19 protein-coding genes are annotated in these 17,636 nt (G+C 52.4%); 6 read left to right on the forward strand and 13 right to left on the reverse strand.

Features of this window, described 5'->3' with window-relative positions:
- Positions 1 to 81: 81 nt before the first annotated feature.
- The 5 genes from gntU to OGY67_RS22130 form a co-directional block, all read right to left on the reverse strand.
- Entirely contained in the window at positions 82 to 1,422 is a 1,341-nt protein-coding gene (gene gntU, locus OGY67_RS22110; RefSeq protein WP_003827609.1) for a gluconate transporter, read from the reverse strand.
- Entirely contained in the window at positions 1,422 to 1,952 is a 531-nt protein-coding gene (gene gntK / locus OGY67_RS22115) for a gluconokinase (protein WP_003023475.1), read from the reverse strand. Before gntK ends, gntU begins: the two co-directional genes overlap by 1 nt.
- A gap of 141 nt (positions 1,953 to 2,093) precedes the next feature.
- Positions 2,094 to 3,089 carry a gluconate operon transcriptional repressor GntR gene (gene gntR / locus OGY67_RS22120; RefSeq protein ID WP_008786351.1) on the reverse strand — a complete coding sequence of 332 codons (996 nt, stop codon included), beginning with the start codon at positions 3,087 to 3,089 and terminating at the stop codon, positions 2,094 to 2,096.
- A 129-nt stretch (positions 3,090 to 3,218) separates the two neighbouring features.
- A complete protein-coding gene (gene yhhW, locus OGY67_RS22125; RefSeq protein WP_003023472.1) occupies positions 3,219 to 3,914 on the reverse strand; it encodes a quercetin 2,3-dioxygenase in 696 nt (231 codons plus the stop codon).
- A gap of 123 nt (positions 3,915 to 4,037) precedes the next feature.
- Positions 4,038 to 5,075, reverse strand: coding sequence for an oxidoreductase (locus tag OGY67_RS22130; protein WP_286574508.1), 1,038 nt, complete (start codon positions 5,073 to 5,075; stop codon positions 4,038 to 4,040).
- Between the two features lie 471 nt (positions 5,076 to 5,546).
- On the opposite strand from OGY67_RS22130, the gene yhhY reads away from it, so the two are divergent.
- The 5 genes from yhhY (at position 5,547) to OGY67_RS22155 (ending at position 8,948) form a co-directional block, all read left to right on the forward strand.
- On the forward strand, positions 5,547 to 6,035 hold the full coding sequence (gene yhhY, locus OGY67_RS22135) for an N-acetyltransferase (protein ID WP_008786353.1): 489 nt from the start codon (positions 5,547 to 5,549) through the stop codon (positions 6,033 to 6,035).
- Between the two features lie 46 nt (positions 6,036 to 6,081).
- Complete coding sequence (locus OGY67_RS22140; protein WP_286574510.1) at positions 6,082 to 6,966, forward strand: hypothetical protein; 885 nt, start codon at positions 6,082 to 6,084, stop codon at positions 6,964 to 6,966.
- Between the two features lie 269 nt (positions 6,967 to 7,235).
- Positions 7,236 to 8,396, forward strand: a complete 1,161-nt coding sequence (gene tssD, locus OGY67_RS22145) for a type VI secretion system tube protein TssD (protein ID WP_234691893.1) — start codon at positions 7,236 to 7,238, stop codon at positions 8,394 to 8,396.
- Entirely contained in the window at positions 8,396 to 8,674 is a 279-nt protein-coding gene (locus OGY67_RS22150; protein ID WP_286574513.1) for a YrhB domain-containing protein, read from the forward strand. The genes tssD and OGY67_RS22150 overlap by 1 nt, the downstream gene beginning before the upstream one ends.
- A 22-nt stretch (positions 8,675 to 8,696) precedes the next feature.
- Positions 8,697 to 8,948, forward strand: coding sequence for a MarR family transcriptional regulator (locus OGY67_RS22155; protein ID WP_234691894.1), 252 nt, complete (start codon positions 8,697 to 8,699; stop codon positions 8,946 to 8,948).
- 72 nt (positions 8,949 to 9,020) lie between these two features.
- Here OGY67_RS22155 and ggt read toward each other — a convergent pair whose 3' ends face one another.
- Entirely contained in the window at positions 9,021 to 10,766 is a 1,746-nt protein-coding gene (ggt, locus tag OGY67_RS22160) for a gamma-glutamyltransferase (protein WP_286574514.1), read from the reverse strand.
- A 118-nt stretch (positions 10,767 to 10,884) separates the two neighbouring features.
- Between ggt and OGY67_RS22165 the strand changes: the two genes are divergently transcribed.
- On the forward strand, positions 10,885 to 11,325 hold the full coding sequence (locus OGY67_RS22165) for a DUF2756 family protein (RefSeq protein ID WP_286574515.1): 441 nt from the start codon (positions 10,885 to 10,887) through the stop codon (positions 11,323 to 11,325).
- Here OGY67_RS22165 and ugpQ read toward each other — a convergent pair.
- The 7 genes from ugpQ to livF all read right to left on the reverse strand — a co-directional run bounded on the left by ugpQ (position 11,322) and on the right by livF (position 17,631).
- On the reverse strand, positions 11,322 to 12,065 hold the full coding sequence (gene ugpQ, locus OGY67_RS22170; protein ID WP_286574516.1) for a glycerophosphodiester phosphodiesterase: 744 nt from the start codon (positions 12,063 to 12,065) through the stop codon (positions 11,322 to 11,324). The genes OGY67_RS22165 and ugpQ overlap by 4 nt on opposite strands.
- Positions 12,062 to 13,132: a sn-glycerol-3-phosphate import ATP-binding protein UgpC gene (locus OGY67_RS22175; protein ID WP_008786359.1), complete on the reverse strand. Its 1,071-nt coding sequence runs from the start codon at positions 13,130 to 13,132 to the stop codon at positions 12,062 to 12,064. The genes ugpQ and OGY67_RS22175 overlap by 4 nt, the downstream gene beginning before the upstream one ends.
- Before the next feature lie 2 nt (positions 13,133 to 13,134).
- The gene (ugpE, locus tag OGY67_RS22180) at positions 13,135 to 13,980 is read right to left on the reverse strand and encodes a sn-glycerol-3-phosphate ABC transporter permease UgpE (RefSeq protein WP_003023450.1); all 846 of its coding nucleotides are present in this window, start codon (positions 13,978 to 13,980) and stop codon (positions 13,135 to 13,137) included.
- Positions 13,977 to 14,864: a sn-glycerol-3-phosphate ABC transporter permease UgpA gene (ugpA, locus tag OGY67_RS22185; RefSeq protein ID WP_003837841.1), complete on the reverse strand. Its 888-nt coding sequence runs from the start codon at positions 14,862 to 14,864 to the stop codon at positions 13,977 to 13,979. The genes ugpE and ugpA overlap by 4 nt, the downstream gene beginning before the upstream one ends.
- A 106-nt stretch (positions 14,865 to 14,970) precedes the next feature.
- Positions 14,971 to 16,287: a sn-glycerol-3-phosphate ABC transporter substrate-binding protein UgpB gene (gene ugpB, locus OGY67_RS22190; protein WP_003827583.1), complete on the reverse strand. Its 1,317-nt coding sequence runs from the start codon at positions 16,285 to 16,287 to the stop codon at positions 14,971 to 14,973.
- Positions 16,288 to 16,534: 247 nt separating this feature from the next.
- Positions 16,535 to 16,816: a hypothetical protein gene (locus OGY67_RS22195; protein ID WP_003827582.1), complete on the reverse strand. Its 282-nt coding sequence runs from the start codon at positions 16,814 to 16,816 to the stop codon at positions 16,535 to 16,537.
- A gap of 101 nt (positions 16,817 to 16,917) precedes the next feature.
- Positions 16,918 to 17,631, reverse strand: coding sequence for a high-affinity branched-chain amino acid ABC transporter ATP-binding protein LivF (livF, locus tag OGY67_RS22200; RefSeq protein ID WP_003827581.1), 714 nt, complete (start codon positions 17,629 to 17,631; stop codon positions 16,918 to 16,920).
- Positions 17,632 to 17,636: the final 5 nt, after the last annotated feature.

Consider the following 17,636-nt stretch of genomic DNA (forward strand, 5'->3'; position numbering starts at 1 on the left):
GGCTTTGCCTTACCCGGCCTACGGTGTCGATATGTGCTCGTTTCCAGGCCCGGTAAGCGCAAGCGCCACCGGGCAATGCCATCAGCTCAACAGCTGGAAGGCAATCATACCGACAATCGCGCCGACCGTACCGAGGATGGTTTCCATCATCGTCCAGGTCTTCAGCGTTTGCGCTTCAGTCGCACCGGTAAATTTACCGAACAACCAGAAACCAGCGTCGTTAACGTGGCTGACCACGATAGAGCCGCCCGCGATACAGATAGACAGCGCCGCCATCTGGGCACCGGAGTAGTTCAGTTGCTCAATCACCGGCATCACCAGACCGACCGCCGTTAAGCAGGCCACTGTCGCGGACCCCTGAATGATACGCACCGCCGCCGCCAGCACGAAGCAGGTGATAGCGATCGGCAAGCCCATACCGGTTAACGCTTCGCCCAGTGCAGGACCAACGCCGGAATCTACCAGCACCTGTTTGAACACGCCGCCCGCACCAATCACCAGCAGAATAATCCCCGCTGGCTGCAGCGCATGGCCGCAGATTTCCATCACGCGGTCTTTTGGCATGCCCTGGCGCACCGCCAGACCGTAAATCGCCACCAGACAGGCAACCAGAATCGCGGTAAACGGATGACCGATAAACTCGAACCATTCGTAGGTTGAAGAACCGACCGGAACAAAGCGTGCGGCGATGGTTTTCAGACCAACCAGCACCAGCGGCAGCAGGATAAGCGATAAGCTGAAGCCAAAGGAGGGCATTTTGCCTTCGCCCAGATGCGGCTCGGTAATGTCTTCCGGTACGTGCAGCTCAACGTAACGGCTGATGAAGTTACCCCACAGCGGCCCGGCGATAATCATGCCCGGAATCGCGGCGCACAGGCCAATCAGGATCATCCAGCCAAAGTCGGCGTGCATCTGAGAGGCCAGCAGCATCGGCGCAGGCCCCGGCAGCAGGAACGCTGCGGCAGCCGCCACGCCCGCAAACAGCGGAATGACCAACTTAACCAGGTTAGTACCGGTATGGCGCGCCATTGAGAACGCTACGCTAATCAGCAGCACAATCGCCACCTCAAAGAACAGCGGCAGCGCGCAAATCAGACCGGCCAGGCCAATCGCGTAATGTGCGCGGCTATGACCGAAGGATTTCAGCATTTTGACGGCAATCTGATCGACCGCGCCGGTCTCATGCAAAATCTTGCCGAACATCGCCCCCAGCGCCACCACAATCGCCAGGAAACCGAGCGTGCCTCCCATCCCTTTTTCCATGGTCGCCGCGATTTTATCGAGCGGCATACCGGAAAAGAGACCTGCACCAATGGATACCACCATCAAAGCAACGAAGGCGTGCATACGCGCCTTCATCACTAAAAACAGCAGTAATAAAACGGACCCTACTGCTGTTAAAACAAGCGTTAATGTGCTCACTACTTACTGCCTTGGTTAATAACCTCAATGGTGCTGGCGACCACACCGTCCAGTGGTTGATCGATATCGACCACCAGTACATCGTTTTCATTCGCACCCGGTTCTTCCAGCGCTTCAAACTGGGTAACCAGCATCTGCGTTTTGAAGAAGTGGCCTTTACGCGCCTTCAGACGGCTTTCGATAACGTCAAAATCCCCTTTCAGATAAATGAAAGAGAGGTTCGGGTTACCGTCGCGCAACTGGTCGCGGTAGACTTTTTTCAAGGCAGAACAGACGATCAGCGAAACCTTGTTGGTACGCTGCATCGCAAAAGCGGCGTCATTCAGCGCCTGTAGCCACGGTTTACGGTCGTCATCGTTGAGTGGCTCACCGGAAGCCATTTTCATGATGTTGCTGCGCGGATGGAGAAAATCGCCATCAAGAAACGCGGCCTGCAGTTGATGCGCCACTTCGCTGGCGACAGCAGATTTACCGCTGCCCGATACGCCCATCAGAACGTAAACGTGGTGATCATGATTAGTCGTGCTCAAAGCGTTGCCCCCACTGGTACAAGAATCAGGAAATTGTTACGGGTAACTGTTATCGGTAACATTGTCCAGCCGGATAAATAGAGAAGCAATATCCATTCGTGCTCGAAGTGTATAAGTGTGAGCTACTTCAAACTTGTTGGCTTAAATAGATCCGCCCGGTGACAAGGTGAAACCTAAATCTAACATTTTAGGCGTGACTGCTTCACCACGAATGCGCGCCAGCAGGCGTTCTGCGCCAATGCTGCCCATCCGTTCACGTGGCGTGAGCACACTCGCCAGACGCGGCTCCATCACCTGCCCGATGTCGTGACCGTGGAATCCGGCAATCGCCATGTCATCCGGGATTTTCAGCCCTAAACGCTGGCATTCGAAAGCCGCCCCTACCGCCAGGTCATCGTTGGTACAGAAAACGCCGTCGAGCTGCGGGTATTCGCGCCGCGCCTGACGGATGAGTTCAATACCGGAGGAGTAGGAAGAAGACTGTTCCACCATCACGCTGTACGGCACCAGGTTGGCATCGCGCATTGCCTGCTCGTAGCCTCTCTGTTTGATGATAGTACGTTCATCAAGACGAGCGCCAAGATAGGCTACATGACGGTGCCCGCGGGCGATAATAGCGGCAGTCATCTGACGCGCGGCTTCGAAGTTGTCGAAACCGACGGCGATATCCAGACACGGAGACTGGCTGTCCATCAGCTCAACCACCGGGATACCGGCAACTTCAATCATTTTCAGCGTACGGGGCGTATGGCTACGTTCGGTGAGGATCAGGCCATCGATATTCCACGACAGCATCGATTCCAGGCGCTCTTGTTCCATCTCAGGCTTATAGCCGTAGTGCGCGAGCATCGTTTGATAACCATGGGCGTCGGTGACAGCCTCAATGCCGCGTAGCACTTCAGCAAAAACCTGGTTAGTGAGAGACGGTAACAGCACGCCGATAGCGCGGCTGGTGGCGTTAGAAAGGATATCAGGAGCGCGATTGGGAATATAACCCAGCTCATCAAGTGCAGCGGCAATTTTGCCCCGCAGCGCCACGGAGACCTGCTCCGGGTTACGCAAAAAGCGACTGACCGTCATTTTGGTCACGCCCACGCGGTCGGCTACATCCTGAAGTACGGGTCTTTTCTTTTTCATCGTCCTGAAGCGTTAAAAAGGGATAGATTCCCCCAGTTTACCACGGACGCATGGAATTAATGACAAACGATGAAAAGCCGGATGGCGACGCTTTCGCGTCTTATCCGGCCTACAATGGGTTACAGCACGTTAGACTGGCGGCAGGTCAAACAGTAACACTTCACTGTCGCTGTCGGCATGAATAGAAATTGCCTGTTCATCCCAGATTGCCAGACCGTCGCTGGTGGTCGCTTTGGTGCCGTTAATCGTCACGTTGCCTTTTACCACCTGGATCCAAACGCGGCGTTCCGCGGCAATCTGATGCACCGACTGCTCATCTTTGACCAGTGCCCAACGGTACAGCTCCATATCCTGGTACACTTTCAGTGAACCATCACGGGCATCCGGCGACAGCACCAGTTGTTTACCCTGAGCGGCATCGAAACGACGCTGTTCATAGCGCGGTGTAATACCGTTCTCCTGCGGCATGATCCAGATCTGATACAGATGCAGCTTCTCAGTATTGCTCGGGTTGTACTCCGAGTGACGGATCCCCGTCCCGGCGCTCATAATCTGAAACTCACCGGCCGGAACCTGCTCTTTATTGCCCATGCTGTCCTGATGCTCTACCGCGCCTTCCAGCACGTAAGTCAGGATTTCCATGTCTTTATGGGGGTGAGTACCAAATCCCTGACCTGCATCGATCACGTCATCGTTAATCACGCGCAGTGCCGAGAACCCCATAAAGTTCGGGTCATAGTAGTTGGCAAAAGAGAAGGTATGCCAGGAATCAAGCCAGCCATGATTAGCGTGGCCACGGTCGTTAGCTTTGCGTAAGTAGATCATTGTGTTCACCCCCAGATGTTTTCGATGGAGTAAGTGTGGACTCAATCTGCCTGGGATCATAGAGGGTGAAAATTGACTCCTCTGTTCAAAAAATATGAACAAGCCCAGAGGAGTCTGTGCAGGCTATTTGGCGAGGGTTATCGTGGCAGGCGTTGCCTGTTCAAAGGCGCGTTCGAGGATCTCCAGGTTGGTAAGAACTTCAGATTCCTTGACGTAATTAGGCGTACCGGTGGTCAGCGTCTGGTACAGCGCGTCATACACGCGACCGTAATCCCCCACTTCCGGCTTTACCTCTTCTTTTACCGTGATGCCGTCATCGTTGACGTACTCCAGCATCCCAATGGAATCATCAGCAGCGAAACCTGGCTCACCCGGCATGATATTAGCCTTCAGGCTGGTTTCCTGCTGGTCGATGCCGTACTTCACAAACGAGCCTTTGGTGCCATGGACGATAAACTTCGGATAGTCGATTTTCACCAGATGACTGGTTTTAACAATGGCTTTCAGGTCGCCGTAAAACAGCTGCGCTTCAAAGGTATCGTCCGGGTTCGCTTTGTTGCGCAGGCTGCGGATGTCATAGGCCACATAATCGGGACGTCCGAACAGCGAGATAATCTGATCCATGGTGTGTACGCCCAGACTATAAAACGCGCCGTCCTGCGGCAGTCCCGGCTTGGTTTCTGCTTCAGGACGGTAGTAATCGAAATGGCTTTCAACCTCAACAATCTTGCCGAGCTTGCCGCTCTCAATGGCTTTTTTCGCGGTGAGGAAGCAGGAGTCAAAACGGCGATTCTGATACGGCGTAACGGTCAGTCCTTTGCTACGCGCCAGTTCGAACAGCTCTTTTGCTTGCGCAAGCGTCGGCGTGAAGGGTTTCTCAACCAGCACATTTTTACCCGCTTCCAGCGCGCGTTTAGCATATTCAAAATGGCTGTCAGCATGGGTACAGACGATCACCAGTTTCACCTGCGGATCGTTTAAGATCTCGTCGAGGTCGCTGGTGAAGTGAATATGCGAATACTGCGGCGCCTGCTCTTCCGGCCTGGCGTTGCGGCGGAAAATGTGCGCGACGTGCCAGCTATTTTTGCGGTTGAGGACGTACGGCAAATGGTAGCGGGTGGTGCTTTTACCAAAACCAATAAATGCGCAGTGTAAGGTCATGAGACGATCCTTTTGAAGGTGATTGTCTACACCATAGCGCAAAGCGGCTGGAGACTGAATCCATCCTGTCATCGTGCCGGATGCGGCGTTGCCTTATCCGGCCTACCGCATTATACAGCCAAAAGATCGGGCGTAAGTGGCGTAGGCAGATTATTCACGGCCTGCGCGCAGCAACCGGAGCGTACACAGAGTACGTGAGGATTGCGAGCACAGCCCGGGATTAAGCTGGCAAGCAAACTAGCCCGAAACCCAGCCAAAAAAAAAAGCCAGCAAAAGCTGGCTAAAGTAATACTGGAAGCAATGTGAGCAATGTCGTGCTTTCAGGTTCTCCGTAGGGGTTCCCCTGAACGCAGAGCAATAATAATCATTCTCATTCGCACTTGTCTACTTCTTTTTGCAAAAAAATGCAGTTGACGGATTTTTCTTTCTCAGCGAGTGTAAATGCACAATTAACCCTGCAGGAGATAAGGAATGAGTGAGATAGTGATACGCCACGCTGAACCGAAAGATTACGACGCAATTCGTCAGATCCACGCCCAGCCGGAGGTGTACCACAACACGCTACAGGTTCCTCATCCTTCTCTCGAAATGTGGCAAGCGCGGCTAACCGAGCAAGCCGGTGTCAAACAGCTGGTTGCCTGCATTGATGATATCGTCGTGGGGCACCTCTGTATTGAGGTCGCGCAGCGCCCGCGCCGCAGCCACGTGGCCGATTTTGGTATCTGCGTGGATGGCAGGTGGCACAATCGTGGCGTTGCCAGCGCGCTGATTCGTACGATGATCGACATGTGCGACAACTGGCTGCGCGTCGAGCGCATTGAGCTGACGGTATTTGTTGATAATGAGCCTGCTGTAGCAGTCTATAAGAAGTACGGCTTTGAAATCGAAGGCACTGGTAAGAAATACGGCCTGCGCAACGGTGAGTACGTTGATGCCTACTTTATGGCGCGCGTGAAATAAATTTAAGGGCGAGCCTTATCGCCCTGCTTATTGAAAGGACGCAATAGTGAAAAAGTTTCTTCCCCTGGTTTTGCTGGCCTCGCTCTCCCCTGCTTTTGCCACTACCGTACAAAATCTCGATTCCGTAGCCAGTGCCATCCAACATCCTGAAGGTAAAAAGATTTTTGCTGAGCAAATGGCAGGAGCAACCCCTGCGAAAGGATTTGGTGAGCTTCCTCAGGGCTTATCTGAAAAGCAATGGATTGCATGGGTTGCACCGAATGAAGATCCTGACAACCTGATCCTGACCGGTGCTAAATCTTGGGGAAAAGACGGTAAATATATTGGCATTGCTTGTTTTGCCGATAATAGGGCTGACGCCGAGCAAGCAAAAAAATACGCGGATAACACCTGCCCGGAAAACTACAGCAACGGGCGCGCTAATAAATTATATCTCGGCGTTTTTTCCTGGCAGAATCCACAGCTAACGCCGATTGCACGCTCGGAAAAACCGTTAAACCAGCTCTCAGAGTGGAATAAAGCCGCTGAAAAAGAGAGCGATGATGAGTCCGTCAGACCGCTGGCTTATTATACAAAGCTGGATCTGGCACCGTACCGGATAGCACCCGATACCCTGGCATTCGGGGTGCGGGGTGGATACTCTGATGCGTATTCCGGCGGCGGCGCATTTTATGAAGTGCTGGAACTCTACACCATCAAAGACAGCAAGATAATCAACGTGTTTTCTGACCTTGTTTATTACTATTCGGACATTGCTGGAGACTGGAATAAAGACGGCACAAGGCAGCACGACATCAGCGAAAGTAAGTACATTCTCAAAATGCGCTCGGCAAAGACGCACGGATTTTATGACTTAGAGCGCGTTAGCCTACAGGATAAAAGCAGCCAAATATTCCGCTGGTCCGAATCACTGCAGCGATATGCACCATAACCTACCAGTCAGGCCTACATCGTTCAGAACGCTGTAGGCCATTGATACGGGTCAATTAACATCAGCAAACCCTCCATTAATAACTCCAAATTATTGAATGTATAAATTCTTATCTCATACATTATTTATATTCAGATTCCCCTCAATAAAATTCACTTAAAGTGAAACGTCTTATTTCTGCTATATACGAACGACATTAGAAAGCGTAATTAAAACAAAGAAAGAATTACCATTTTTACGACAACAAGTAATAAAAGGATAAGGATGTCATGAGTGATATCGTCTATCTGATGGTTTCTGGGCAACAGCAGGACGCTATTTCTGACGGATGTGGAACCGTTGCATCCGTGGGTAACCGCTGGCAAAAAGGGCACGAAGACGAAATCTTTGCCTTTTCGCTCTCTAATAGTATAACCAGTACTGGCAAAGGATCTCATTTGCACGGACTGCGATTTTGTAAACTTATCGATAAAAGTACACCGTTGTTTGTTAATGCGATTAATAACAACGAGCAGTTGTATATGGAGTTTTATTTCTACCGCATCAATAGGTTCGGTAGATGGGAGAAATATTATTATATTCAACTGCGGGGAGCATTTCTATCAGCCATTCAACACCAATTCAGCGACAATAATTTAGACACAGAAACAATAACCATCAACTATGAATATATCCTCTGCAAACATCTTATTGCCAACACTGAGTTCAGCTACCTGGCGTTGCCCGAGAACTACAACCGCCTGTTTATCCCCCGCCCAAAAACACCCGCAGACAACGGCCTCAAAACGTTAAACAGCAAAGGGGTTGGCAGACTGCTTGCCGCTGGAGGTATCTACAACGGGAATATCGACGGCTTCAGGGAAACGGCGGAAAAATTGGGGGGCGATGCTCCTGCAGGCTACGAGCAGGTACTTAACGAAAAAACAATTGGATTAGGTATTATTGCTGCATCCCTCCTTTTTTCAAGGAATGCTTCTAAGATTCAAAATTTTAATAGATTCAGGGGTGTAATAAGAAAATTTAACGATAAATCAGCTGGAGCCATCCGAAATGTTAATCCCGGATATCCCAAAACAGGGCATACCCATAATTGCGTTAACTGCGCGATCGCTACAGATGCTACCTTGGCAGGACATCCAGCATCAGCATTACCAGTCAACTCAACAAAAGGTGTCCCTCTCTCAGTCTTAGAAAAGTTTTATAGTGGAAAATTCAAACCAATGTCATCTGTTGATGAAATAATTCACATAATGAGTAATGCTAATTCGGGTGCAAGGGGAATTGTTTATGGTTCGTATGGACCGGGACAGCCAGGACATGTCTTTAATGTTGCAAATCAGAATAATACAATCAGATTTTTGGACGGACAAACGGGGAATGGCGCTGATCTTAATCAATTCAAATCATTTCAACTATTGAGGACAAACTAGTGATCACTTACGAAGAAGCTATAAACAAAGCCAATAAATATCTTTACGATGAGGATGCTCCTGTCGTTATCACACTCCATGGAAGGTTTGCAGAAGGTTGGTTTTTTTGCTTCGAGTCCAGGGAATACCTTGAAACCGGAGACAACGTTGCCCGTCTGGCAGGAAACGCTCCATTCATCATCGATAAAGATAGTGGTGAAATCTTTGATTTAGGCACTGCCTGGCCGCTGGAGAAACATTTAAAAGACTACGAAGAAAGCAAAAAAACACGAAGCTAAGCTTACTCGGATGCGATTAACTATGATAACTGAAACAGAGCTTAACGTACTGAAAGTTATGGCTGAAAAAGATATTGACTGGAACTGGATAGCTTTGGATCGTGCTCTTTATACGAGAGGCGTTTCTGGATTTGGTAATGTTGCGAATATCGTAACGAGCCTTGTCAATAGCGGATTGGTTGATGTCGTATATGGCGAAGATAAATCAAGACCACGCTACAAAGTAGCCCAAAATGGCTTTAACTTGATCAAAGAGCAACAGCATCTTTTTTAGTTTAAAATATTATGCTCGTTAAAAATTGAGCCTTCCAAGTAAGCCCTCTCCCATCGAAGAGGGCCGTCATCCTTAGTATCCCGCCGTTAAATCATCCACGGAACGCGGGTCAGAAGCACCATACAGTGCGCCATCCGGTCCAACCATAATGCTCTGCGTGCTGCCCATCGCCTCTTTCAGCGCTACTTTCTGTCCTTTTTGCTCCAGCAGCTTGATTGTATCCGGGCTGAAGCCCTTCTCGATACGCAGTTCATCCGGCAACCATTGATGATGGAAGCGCGGTGCGTTGGTCGCTTCGGCGACGTTCATCCCAAAATCAATGCTGTTGACCACCATTTGCAGTACGGTAGTGATGATTCGGCTTCCACCTGGGCTGCCGGTAACCAGCCAGGTTTTCCCGTCTTTTACCACGATAGTCGGCGACATCGACGACAGCGGACGCTTCTTCGGTCCAACCGCGTTGGCATCACCGCCCACCAGTCCATAAACGTTCGGCACGCCCGGCTTAGCGGAGAAGTCGTCCATTTCATTATTCAGCAGAATACCGGTGTTACCCGCCACGATGCCGGTCCCGAAGGTGGTATTCAGGGTATACGTTACCGCCACGGCATTGCCGTCTTTATCCACTACCGAGAAGTGCGTAGTCTGGTTGCTTTCATACGGGGCGAGCTTGCCCGGTTTGATCTGGCTGGAAGGCTTAGCCTTGTTGATATCAATCTGATCGGCAAGCGTTTTAGCATAGGCTTTGTTGGTCAGCGCTTGCCACGGCACTTTCACAAAATCCGGGTCGCCCAGATATTCTGAACGGTCGGCGTAAGCATATTTCTCCGCTTCAGCCATAACCTGCATAGCATCGGCGCTGCCAAATCCGTACTTCTTCATATCGAAGTTTTCGAGAATATTGAGGATCTGCACGATGTGAATACCGCCAGAGGACGGCGGCGGCATGGAGAAGACCTGATACCCGCGATAGTCACCGCTGATCGGCGTGCGCTCCGCGGCTTTATAGCTGGCTAAATCCTCTTTGGTCATCAGCCCGCCGTTCTTCTGCATTTCCCCGGCTATCTGATCGGCAATCGCCCCTTTATAAAACGCATCCGGACCATTCTCGGCAATCATTTCCAGGCTTTTCGCCAGATTCTTTTGCACCAGCTTATCACCCTTTTTCAGCGGCTCGCCGTCCTTCCAGAAAATGGCTTTGCTGTTCTCGTGATTAGGGAGCACCTCGCTGCCATAGGTTTTCAGATCGTCGGCCAGCGCGTCATTAACCACAAAGCCCTCTTCCGCCAGCTTCATCGCCGGGCGCACCACTTTGTTCAGCGGCATCGTGCCGTATTTCTCCAGCGCCAGCGAGAAACCCGCCACGGTACCCGGCGTACCGGATGCCAGATGCGACGTCAGCGACTTTTTCGCATCGGCGTTGCCCTGCTCATCGAGGAACATGTCACGGGTCGCGCCAGCAGGCGCCATTTCACGAAAATCGATCGCGGTGGTGTTACCGTCTTTGGTACGCAGTAGCATAAAACCACCGCCGCCCAGATTGCCCGCCTGGGGATGCGTCACCGCCAGCGCATAGCCAACGGCCACGGCGGCATCGACGGCATTCCCACCCTGTTTAAGAATGTCCACACCAACCTGGGTAGCTAAAGCATCCACAGAGGCCACCATCCCATGCTTAGCACGTACGGGATGGAACACATCTTCCTCGACTCCGTAAGATACCGGCGGTGGCGCAGCCGGCGCGGCAGCAACGCTAAAACAACTTCCTGAGAGCAGAGCAGCAATGGCTACCCGGCGTAAAAACGTCGGTTTTATCATCGTTATTCTCCAGATGTATGGGGGTCGGCCCCCACTAAGCCTGGTGCATAACTCTGAAATAATCATCGTAACGGCGAGAAAGGAGTAAACTTAAGAGATCCCCGAGAGGAGAAAAGCGATGAAACGACTCTTACTTTTAGCCATGCTGTTGCCGTTTGCAGGCTTTGCACAGCCCATCAACACCATGAATAACCCGAACCAACCCGGTTATCAGATCCCGAGTCAGCAGCGTATGCAAACCCAAATGCAAACGCAGCAAATTCAGCAGAAAGGGATGCTCAACCAACAGTTGCAAACGCAGACGCGTATGCAGCAACAGCATCTGGAAAACCAAATTAACACCAACTCCCAGCGAGTCCTTCAGTCTCAGCCAGGCGAGCTGAATTCCAGCCAGCAGCAAATGCTGCCCAACAGCAACGGTGGGATGTTGAGTGGAACCCGTAACCCGGACAGCTCTCTGAATAAGCAACATATGCTGTCAGAGAAAAAGAACGGCGACATGCTGAAGCCCTCCAGCACGCCGCAGCCTAACGTTCCGTTAAAAACGATTGGGCCTTAAAAAGGTTGGAAATCCGGACCAATCGTATCAATGGCATCGGTACAGATGCAGTCCACGCCCCAGCGCAGCAGTTCCGCCGCGCGCTGGGGTCGGTTGACGGTATATACCAGAATACGTAGCCCCGCATCGCGCAGCGCATCCACACGCGCTTCATCCAGCAGTTTGTGATTAAGATGAATAGAGACGCAGCCAAGCCGCGTGGTCAGCTCGCGCCAGTCCTCGCGCCATTCATCAAGCAGCAAGCCTCTCGGCAGTTCAGGTACCGCCAGCTGCGCCGCTTCAAGTGCATCAATTTCAAAGGATGACAATAGTGGCGGCGTCATTCCCGCCCACAGCTCCCGCGCGGCCAGCGCCACGACTTTGCCAGTTAACGTTCCGGTGCCGGTTGTGGGTTTAATTTCAATATTCGCCATCATACCGTGCTGACGGCAGCGCTCGGCCACTTGCGAGAGCAGCGGCAGCGGTTCACCTTTAAACTCACCGCTAAACCAGCCGCCGGCGTCCACGCGCAATAAATCCTGCCAGTTCAGCTCGCCTGCCACGCCCCAGCCGTTGCTGGTTCGCTCCAGGTTGTCATCATGCAGTAAGAAGATCTCACCGTCTTTCGACAATTTAGCGTCAAACTCGATCATGGTATGCCCGTATCGCGCCCCCACGTCGATCGCCGCCAGGGTGTTTTCCGGGGCCAGCTTACCGCCGCCACGATGGGCGATAATATGGGGGTAAGGCCAGTTACTCATACGCGTTGTCCTGTTTCGCCATCAAAAAGATGCAGATGATTTTCCGGCAGATGCAGCCACAGCGTGCTGCCTGCCGTTGGGCGATGCTGATGCGCCAGTCGCACCACCAGCTTTTGCTCGCCCCAGCGTCCGTGTGCCAGGTTATCTGCACCCAGCATTTCCAGTGTATCAACAACCAACGGCACGCCGCCTTCGGCCTGCGAGCTTAGCGCAATATGCTCTGGGCGGATACCCAACGTCATTTTACGCCCAATAGACTCTCTCGCGCTTCTGCCGATGGGTAGCGTCATGCCGCCCTCCAGTTCAAAATGGGTGCCCGAGGTACTGATGCACCCGTCCAGCAGGTTCATCGCCGGGCTGCCGATAAAACTCGCCACAAAGCGGCTGGCAGGCTTTTCATACACCTCAACCGGTGTACCTATCTGCTCGGCAATGCCTTTGTTCATCACCATCACCCGTTGGGCAAGGGTCATCGCTTCAACCTGGTCGTGCGTCACGTATAGCGAAGTGGTTTTCAGGCGGCGATGCAGATGTTGTAACTCCAGACGCATCTGCACGCGCAGCTTGGCATCGAGGTTAGAAAGCGGCTCATCGAACAGGAATACCGCTGGGTCACGCACAATCGCTCGCCCCATCGCTACGCGCTGGCGCTGACCGCCAGAAAGTTCGCGCGGACGACGTTTGAGCAGCTCACCCAGCTCGAGAATACGCGCCGCCTCATTTACCCGTTCAGCAATGTGCTCCTTGCCCATCCCGCGGATTTTCAGCCCCCAGGCCATGTTTTCTTCCACGCTCATATGCGGGTAGAGCGCGTAGTTTTGAAAGACCATCGCAATGCCGCGATCCTTCGGCTCCATCTCGGTGACGCGTTTATTATCAATCCAGATATCGCCACCGCTCACCCGCTCCAGCCCAGCCACCATCCGCAGCAGCGTAGACTTTCCGCAGCCGGATGGGCCAACCATCACGATAAATTCCCCGTCCGCAACGTCCAGCGTCAGCGGTTTAATCACCTGGGTTTTGCCGTCCCAGCTTTTGGTTACTGCCTGTAGTTTTAAACCAGCCATTTTTATTTCTCACTATCGACCAGACCGCGTACGAAGGCACGCTGCATGGCTAACACGATGATTACCGGAGGGATAAGCGTCAGCAGCATGGCAGCCATTACCTGGTTCCACTGCGTGGTGCCTTCACCGGTGGCGATCATGCCTTTGATACCCGCCACCGCAGTGCCCAAATTGACGTCGGTAATAATTAACAACGGCCACAAATACTGGTTCCAGCCGTAGATAAAGGTGATAACGAACAGCGCCGCCAGATTGGTTTTTGACAGTGGTAGTACGATATCGCGGAAAAAACGCATCGGTGACGCACCGTCAATTCGCGCGGCCTCAACCAGCTCATCCGGCAGGGTCATAAAGAACTGTCGGAACAGGAAGGTCGCAGTAGCCGATGCCATCAACGGCAGCGTCAGACCCGCATAGCTGTCGAGCATTTTCAGGTTGGCGATAACCTCCACGGTGGGGAAGATTCGCACCTCAACCGGCAGCATCAGGGTGATAAAAATCATCCAGAAGAACAGGTTGCGCAGCGGAAAACGGAACCAGACGATGGCGAATGCGGAGAGCATGGAGACGGTGATTTTCCCTACCGTAATACTGAACGCCATGATGAAGCTGTTAAGCATCATCAACCAGAACGGCGCGCTGTTGACGCCCACACCATTGACCCAGATGTATTTCATGTTCTCCAGCAACTGCGTGCCGGGAACCAGCGTCATCGGCGTTTCAAACACCGCTTTATTGTCCAGCGTCGCCGCGACAAACGCGACGTACAGCGGAAACAGGATCACCATGATCCCCATAATCAACATGGCATGGCTGAATATTGTCAGCCCACGACGGTTCTCAATCATTGGTAACGCACCTTGCTTTCCACATAGCGGAACTGCACCACCGTCAAAATAATGACCAGGAACATCAGCACCACCGATTGTGCGGCGGAAGAAGCCAGATCCAACCCGACAAACCCTTCACGGTAGATCTTATAAATCAGCGTGGTCGTCGCCTGCACCGGCCCACCCGCCGTGGCGGCATCAATAACCGGGAAGGTATCAAAGAAGGCATAAACCAGATTCACCACCAGCAGAAAGAAGCTGACCGGGGCTATCAACGGCAGCGCCAGCTTAAAGAAGCGGCGAACCGGCCCTGCGCCATCAATCGCAGCAGCTTCGATCAGCGATCGCGGGATAGACTGCAGTGCGGCAAAGAAGAACAGGAAGTTGTAACTAATCTGCTTCCAGACCGATGCAAACACCACCAGGAACATCGCCTGACCGCTGTTTTGCGCATGGTTCCAGTCATAGCCAAACTCACCGAGAAAATGGGTAATCAGCCCACGTCCTGGGTTAAACAGGAAGATCCACAATACGGCGGCGACGGCAGGCGCGACGGCGTATGGCAACAGCATCAGCGTCTGGTAAAAACGGCTGCCGCGCACCACGTAATTCACCAGCGCCGCAAAAAATAACGACACCAGCAGACCACTTACCGTGACTAACGTACTGAACTTAATGGTGGTCCAAAATGAGTCGAGGTAGTACGGGTCATGAAACAGCGCGACAAAGTTTTCCAGTCCGACAAACTGGCTGGAAAGACCAAACGGATCAACGGATTGTAGCGAGTACCACAACGCTTCACCGGCGGGCCAGATAAAGAAAATAACGGTGATAACCAGCTGCGGAGCCACCAATAAATAGGGAAGCCAACGCGAGCGGAATACCGGACGGGATGAAGACATGTAGGTTCTTTTCCTGGAAGGTGCCGGATGGCGGTGCAAGCTATCCGGCCTACAAACTACAAACTTGTAGGCCTGATAAGCACAGCGCCATCAGGCACTTATACACTTAAGACTTGGTCGATTGCTCAAAGCGGCGCAGTAACTGATTGCCACGCTCAACGGCGGCATCCAGTGCCTGCTGCGGGGTTTTCTTCCCGGTCCAGACGCTTTCCAGCTCTTCATCCACAATAGTGCGGATCTGCGGCATATTGCCCAAACGCAGCCCTTTGGTGAACGGCAACGGCGGCTTGTTCAGCATCTGGCGGGTGGCGATATCAGCCCCAGGGTTCTTCTCATAGAAGCCCTGCTCACGGGTCAGGTCGTAGGCAGCGGTGGTGATCGGCAGATAGCCGGTCTTCTGGTGCCATTCGGCAGCAATTTCAGGCTTCGCCAGGAAGTTGAGGAACTGCGCCACGCCTTCGTAGGTTGCTTTGTCTTTGCCCTGCATCACCCACAGGCTGGCCCCACCGATAATCGCATTCTGCGGCGCGCCCTTCACATCGGCATCGTACGGCATCATCCCGACGCCATAATTGAATTTAGCGTAGTGGCGGATGTCGGCCAGCGAACCGGAAGAGGCGGTGGTAATGGCACAATCCCCGTTGTAGAACTTCTCAGTGGATTCGTCCTTACGCCCGAAGTAGCTGAAATCCCCTTTTTTGTTCAACTCTTCCAGCAGAGCGATGTGTTTCACCTGTTCAGGTTTATTGAACTCCAGCACCGCGTCAGTACCGTCAAAACCGTTGTTTTTGGTTGCTACCGGCAGACCGTTCCAGGCGCTGAAGTTTTCAATCTGAATCCATCCCTGCCAGCCGCTGGCGTAACCGCACTTCATGCCTGCGGCTTTCAGCTTCGCGGTATATTCCGCCAGATCCTGCCAGGTTTTCGGCGGCTGCTCCGGGTCTAAACCGGCTTTTTTGAAGGCATCTTTGTTGTAGTACAGCACCGGAGTGGAGCTGTTAAACGGCTGGGAGAGCAAGTGTCCGCTTTTAGAGTCGGTGTAGTAACCGGAAACGGTCGGTACGAACTGAGACTCATCGAAGTTAATGCCAGCCTCTTTGAATACTTCATAGACCGGTTTAATGGCTTTTGAGGCCATCATGGTTGCCGTACCCACTTCATAAACCTGCAGCAGCGCAGGCGCGTTTCCGGTACGGAAAGCAGCAATTCCTGCACTCAGGCTCTGCTCGTAGTTGCCTTTGTACTGCGGAACAATTTTGTAGTCGGGATTGGCTGCATTAAAACGTTGCGCCAGTGAATCAACTTCTTTACCCAGTTCGCCTTCCATTGAGTGCCAGAACGGGATAGTGGTGACCGCCAGTGCCTGACCTGCAAATGCCAGGCTAAGTGCCAGTCCTAAAGCTGTATGTCGTAACGATATCATCGGTTATCTCTCTTGTTGTGCCGGATGCGCGATATCACGCGTTTTATGCTCGCGGGGGTAACATGACATGCTCGAATGACAGAAAAATAACTTTTTTATTACAAAAAAAAGATAGTAAGGCGACAAACAGATGGCAAGGCGGTGAAAGCGTAGTGACAGGAAAATGCGGGGTGGTGCACAACAAAGCCGGATATCGCTATACCTTCTCCGGCCTGGATGGCGTTATCTGCTGCTCCAGCAAGGAAGATTAATCCCGACGCCAGCGTCGCTCATATTCATTCTGTAAACGCTGCTGCTCTCGCCGCTCACGTTCACGTTGGATATCCGATTTATCATCATCCCAGCCTGGGCATACCGAGCTGGTAAACACTTCGCAGGGCGAGTCGGATTGCGCTAACGGGTTGTCCGGTTTCTCTTCCCAGATAGCGGGATCGCGCGGGTCAAACGCTGGCGGTGTTGAGGCCTGGGTGGTTAGTGAAAGCGTCAAAAACAAACTGCCAATCATCATGCAGGTACCTGAACGAATCATCCTTTCTCCATGTTCATTTTTATTATTGATAACTATTCTCAATAATAACATAGAGCAATAAAAAGGGGCCACAGCGGGCCCCTTGTCTATTCAGAGAATGATTAACCGCCCAGATACGCGCTACGCACCGCTTCGTTAGCCAGTAACGCATCACCGGTGTCTTCCAGCACCACATGACCGTTTTCCAGCACGTAGCCGCGATCGGCGAGCTTCAGCGCCTGGTTAGCGTTCTGTTCGACGAGGAAGATGGTCATCCCCTGCTCGCGCAGCTGTTCGATGGTGTTAAAAATCTGCTGGATGATAATCGGCGCCAGACCCAGCGACGGTTCATCAAGCAGCAGCAGCCTCGGCTGGCTCATCAGCGCACGGCCTATCGCCAGCATCTGCTGTTCACCGCCGGACATCGTTCCCGCACGCTGAATACGACGCTCATGCAGACGGGGAAACAGGTCATACACCCATTTGATGCGTTCCTGAAACTGGTCCTTTTCGGCAAAGAAGCCGCCCATCGCCAGGTTCTCTTCCACCGTCATGCGGGAAAACACGCGACGCCCTTCCGGCACAATCGCTACCGCTTCGCGCATGATTTTCGCCGTCTGCCAGTCGGTAATGTCTTTACCATCAAAGACGATTCGCCCGCTGGTCGCTCGCGGGTCGCCACACAATGTGCCGAGCAGCGTGGTTTTTCCCGCGCCGTTAGCACCAATCAGAGTAACGATTTCACCCTGGTTGATATACAAGCTGACGTCGTGCAGCGCCTGTATCTTGCCGTAGTGGGCGTTGACTTTGTCGAACGATAACATCGCCTTATCCATAGTAA

Source organism: Citrobacter sp. Cpo015 (assembly GCF_030333035.1).
Lineage (GTDB): Bacteria > Pseudomonadota > Gammaproteobacteria > Enterobacterales > Enterobacteriaceae > Citrobacter > Citrobacter portucalensis.

Bases quoted from the DNA above. Each gene is read 5' to 3' on its own strand.
- gntR (WP_008786351.1), bottom strand. From the start codon at position 3,089: ATGAAAAAGAAAAGACCCGTACTTCAGGATGTAGCCGACCGCGTGGGC.
- yhhW (WP_003023472.1), bottom strand. From the start codon at position 3,914: ATGATCTACTTACGCAAAGCTAACGACCGTGGCCACGCTAATCATGGC.
- OGY67_RS22130 (WP_286574508.1), bottom strand. From the start codon at position 5,075: ATGACCTTACACTGCGCATTTATTGGTTTTGGTAAAAGCACCACCCGC.
- yhhY (WP_008786353.1), top strand. From the start codon at position 5,547: ATGAGTGAGATAGTGATACGCCACGCTGAACCGAAAGATTACGACGCA.
- tssD (WP_234691893.1), top strand. From the start codon at position 7,236: ATGAGTGATATCGTCTATCTGATGGTTTCTGGGCAACAGCAGGACGCT.
- OGY67_RS22155 (WP_234691894.1), top strand. From the start codon at position 8,697: ATGATAACTGAAACAGAGCTTAACGTACTGAAAGTTATGGCTGAAAAA.
- ggt (WP_286574514.1), bottom strand. From the start codon at position 10,766: ATGATAAAACCGACGTTTTTACGCCGGGTAGCCATTGCTGCTCTGCTC.
- OGY67_RS22165 (WP_286574515.1), top strand. From the start codon at position 10,885: ATGAAACGACTCTTACTTTTAGCCATGCTGTTGCCGTTTGCAGGCTTT.
- ugpQ (WP_286574516.1), bottom strand. From the start codon at position 12,065: ATGAGTAACTGGCCTTACCCCCATATTATCGCCCATCGTGGCGGCGGT.
- OGY67_RS22175 (WP_008786359.1), bottom strand. From the start codon at position 13,132: ATGGCTGGTTTAAAACTACAGGCAGTAACCAAAAGCTGGGACGGCAAA.
- ugpE (WP_003023450.1), bottom strand. From the start codon at position 13,980: ATGATTGAGAACCGTCGTGGGCTGACAATATTCAGCCATGCCATGTTG.
- ugpA (WP_003837841.1), bottom strand. From the start codon at position 14,864: ATGTCTTCATCCCGTCCGGTATTCCGCTCGCGTTGGCTTCCCTATTTA.
- ugpB (WP_003827583.1), bottom strand. From the start codon at position 16,287: ATGATATCGTTACGACATACAGCTTTAGGACTGGCACTTAGCCTGGCA.
- OGY67_RS22195 (WP_003827582.1), bottom strand. From the start codon at position 16,816: ATGATTCGTTCAGGTACCTGCATGATGATTGGCAGTTTGTTTTTGACG.
- livF (WP_003827581.1), bottom strand. From the start codon at position 17,631: ATGGATAAGGCGATGTTATCGTTCGACAAAGTCAACGCCCACTACGGC.